Annotated in this window: 4 protein-coding genes; 1 reads left to right on the top strand and 3 read right to left on the bottom strand. The window is 60.8% G+C overall.

Annotated elements, in window-relative coordinates:
* Nucleotides 1–148 precede the first annotated feature (148 nt).
* From H5T60_13665 to H5T60_13655, 3 genes are read right to left on the bottom strand one after another with little or no spacing between them, the layout of a single operon-like run.
* Nucleotides 149–592 (bottom strand): hypothetical protein, encoded by a 444-nt coding sequence (locus tag H5T60_13665; protein ID MBC7243479.1) that lies wholly within the window; start codon nt 590–592, stop codon nt 149–151.
* A 28-nt stretch (nt 593–620) separates the two neighbouring features.
* A complete protein-coding gene (locus H5T60_13660) occupies nt 621–1,337 on the bottom strand; it encodes a ParA family protein (protein MBC7243478.1) in 717 nt (238 codons plus the stop codon).
* Nucleotides 1,338–1,388: 51 nt separating this feature from the next.
* Nucleotides 1,389–1,736, bottom strand: a complete 348-nt coding sequence (locus H5T60_13655) for a DUF192 domain-containing protein (protein MBC7243477.1) — start codon at nt 1,734–1,736, stop codon at nt 1,389–1,391.
* 192 nt (nt 1,737–1,928) lie between these two features.
* Here H5T60_13655 and H5T60_13650 point away from each other — a divergent pair, with 192 nt between their 5' ends.
* A complete protein-coding gene (locus H5T60_13650; GenBank protein MBC7243476.1) occupies nt 1,929–2,528 on the top strand; it encodes a site-2 protease family protein in 600 nt (199 codons plus the stop codon).
* Nucleotides 2,529–2,896 lie beyond the last annotated feature (368 nt).

Genomic DNA, 2,896 nt, shown 5'->3' with positions numbered 1-2,896 from the left:
GACGAGCGCCGCCTGGATGGCCCTGCGCCTCTTGGCTATGCCCTGGATCCTCAAGCCCCGACTGATCAGACGCGCTCTCTTCACCTACCGATGGTCTCTCGCCTATGAAAGTGGGTAAGAGTCAGCAGGGTAAGCCGTTCCCAGCGTGCTATTTTCGCCGGAACAGACCCTTCTTCCTGGCCCCTGGCGGAGAGATGGTCTGCTCGTCCGCGGCGTTCACCCAGAGGAACATTTCACACGAGGGATATTCAGAGGTTAGGCAAAATATCTCCTGATGTGCTTCGAAGATCTCTAACGGTGGCTGTGCACCGTAACAGCGATGTCTCGGATGGGGTTCCAGAATATGCTCGGTCGGGTCCTCCGCCGTCCCGAGGTAGGGACAGACCGCCGCGACGGCCGCCGGCTCGACTTCCTCAACCTCGGCCTGTGCTGGCAGGGGTTCTTCCCCTGGTGGCGCGGCCGGCGCTTGTTCGCCGGCGGTCTCGGAAGCCGGGGACGTCGCATCCGCAATCTGCTGATCCAGGTCTGCCAGAGGATCTCCCAGGAGGCGTTGGGAACGTTTGGGGGTGCGGCGGGGTGGTTGTTCAGGCATGTCCGATGATCCTTTCTGCCAGGCGTGCCTAATCTATGCTCCCTGGGCCGGTGGGGTCATACTCAAAGATCGTCAGATGATGGCTGGGTGCCTCGGAAAGGCGTGCGCTGGCGCGAATAGGTTCCGCGACAATCCCCGGGAAATGCCGCTGGAGCATTGCGATGATCTCCCGGGATTTGGCATACCGCCGATCGTAAAAGGTCGGGATCACCAGCGCCAGTCGGACCGGATGGCCGGGGGAGAGCCGGCGCGTCCGGACGATTTCGAGCACCACCAGCCGGGCGCTGACAACGGCGAGATATTCCATGGAGACCGGGATACAGACCTCCTGGGAGAAATGCAGGGCACATTCGGAGAGCAAGTTCACAGATGGGGGGCAGTCCAGGAGGATAAAGTCGTAGCCGGCCCCTTCGATGCCGGCCAGCCGGCGCCGCAACACATCAGGCTGTTCCTGCTGCATAATCAACTTTTGCTCCGCCTCCGTCAGCCGGCGATCGGCCGCAATAATGTCCAACCGGGCGCGCGCTCGGGTGATGCAGTCGAACCAGGCCGCTTTCCCCAGTAACAGTTCGGCCAGAGTTTGCTCATAGCGGGCACCGAGCCAGCCGGCTACACTGCCCTGCGCGTCGAGATCCATGGCCAGCACGCGGTATCCCCGCATGGCCAGCCCCATACTCAGATTGACCACGGTGGTAGTCTTGCCGGTCCCGCCCTTGAAGTTCAGAAAGCTTACAATTCGCGTCATGCAAGATTCCGAGTGGGCGCAGGTGCCAAGGCCGCTGTGTGTCCGCGGGCTTCAATACATCACCTGAAGTTGATCCCCCACCTCCGTGGCGGTGCGGGCGATCGTGCCGGCCGGCAGTTCGATCACGTAATGCACACCCTTGTAGAAGGAACCGAAGCGCCAGGGCTTCAGCTCCTGGTCCATCCCCACCACGCGATCGCACTTGTCCACGTACAGCACGTCAATAGGGATGGACATGAACATGCAGTGTACCCCCCGGCAGGGGATGATGGCCAGCCCATCCCCGGGCGCCAGGTGACGCACCCCGATGAGGCCCCGCAGTCGCGTCCAGGCATTGTTCGCCACACGGCCATGGTCCACCAGCACGGTATCCCGGGTCAGGTTCTTCACGTAGAGCATGGTTGTTTCCCCCAGTATTCGGCAGTTGGCCGCATGTGGCCGGCTTTCGCCCCGGATCCTGCAAAAGGGGTGAACTTGCCTGCTTCGCTGAACGTCTTATATGGCCCGAAAGTACCATTGAATGCCTGTTTTGGGCCGGCTACAGTCAATAATGAGAGCCTCTCCCGACCGTCGGGCATGGGTGCAAAGGCGATGATTGAAGAGCTTTCGTTGGGAAACACCACTGCTGTGCTGAGACTGCTGGCAATGCTCATCGTGGCCACCATGGTCCATGAGCTGGGCCATGCCGGCATGGCGCGCCTTCTGCGCATCCCCATCCGCCGCATTGCTATTGGGTTGGGCCCGGTCATCTGGCGCCGGCAACTGCGAGCCGATCGGGAATTCCTCCTGCGCGCCTTCCCCGTAGGTGCCATGATCGGTTTGCCCAGCCGGCTCAGTCCTTCGGGCGAAAGCTCTCGTCCCCTGTATCACGATGTATGCGTGGCCGCCAGCGGGCCAGTGATCAATCTCCTCCTATTCGTCGGCCTGGCCGTGGTAGACGGAGCGGGCGTTGCTTCGCCGGCGGTGCTCCCCTGGCTCAGGACGCTCGCGCTCCTCTCCGCATTTCTGGGTATATCCAATCTGCTTCCCATCCCTGGCCTGGACGGCGGGCATATCCTGATGCTGGGGGTATCGAAGCTTGGCCTGCGGCTGTCCCCCCGGCAACAGGTGGTCATCCAACAGATGGGATTGCGCCTTGTCGTAGCGCTGTGCTGTGGTGTGCTGTTCGCCCGGCTGATGCGCGTCCTATAGCGTGCCGGCCGAATATCGGACAGTCGCTCTCCCCTGAATTGGCCCCCGTGTTCGTCCCCGCAAGTCCTGGCGTTGCGCATAGACGATTCTCATCCCAACCATGTATTATTATAGCATAGAACAAGGGCGTTGGACAACGCGGGTTTCCCTGCCCGTGCGAGGCTCGCGCGGGGATGCGGCGCGTCGATGCCGGCATGTAATGCGCCGGCAGGCCGGCAGATGCCGGCTAATTTCACCCTGAACCCTGCTAGATGAAAAAACTGTCATCCAATCATGTCAAATGCATAACGAACGTTGTGCATTCTATCTTAACTGTATAGGAGAATTATGAAACGTAATGTTTCGCAGATATCACTGACCGGGGATGA

It is taken from the genome of Anaerolineae bacterium (genome assembly GCA_014360855.1).
Taxonomy (GTDB): Bacteria; Chloroflexota; Anaerolineae; order JACIWP01; family JACIWP01; genus JACIWP01.
The sequence above is the reverse complement of the archived record's forward strand: the minus strand, read 5'-3'. Positions and strand labels throughout refer to the sequence as shown.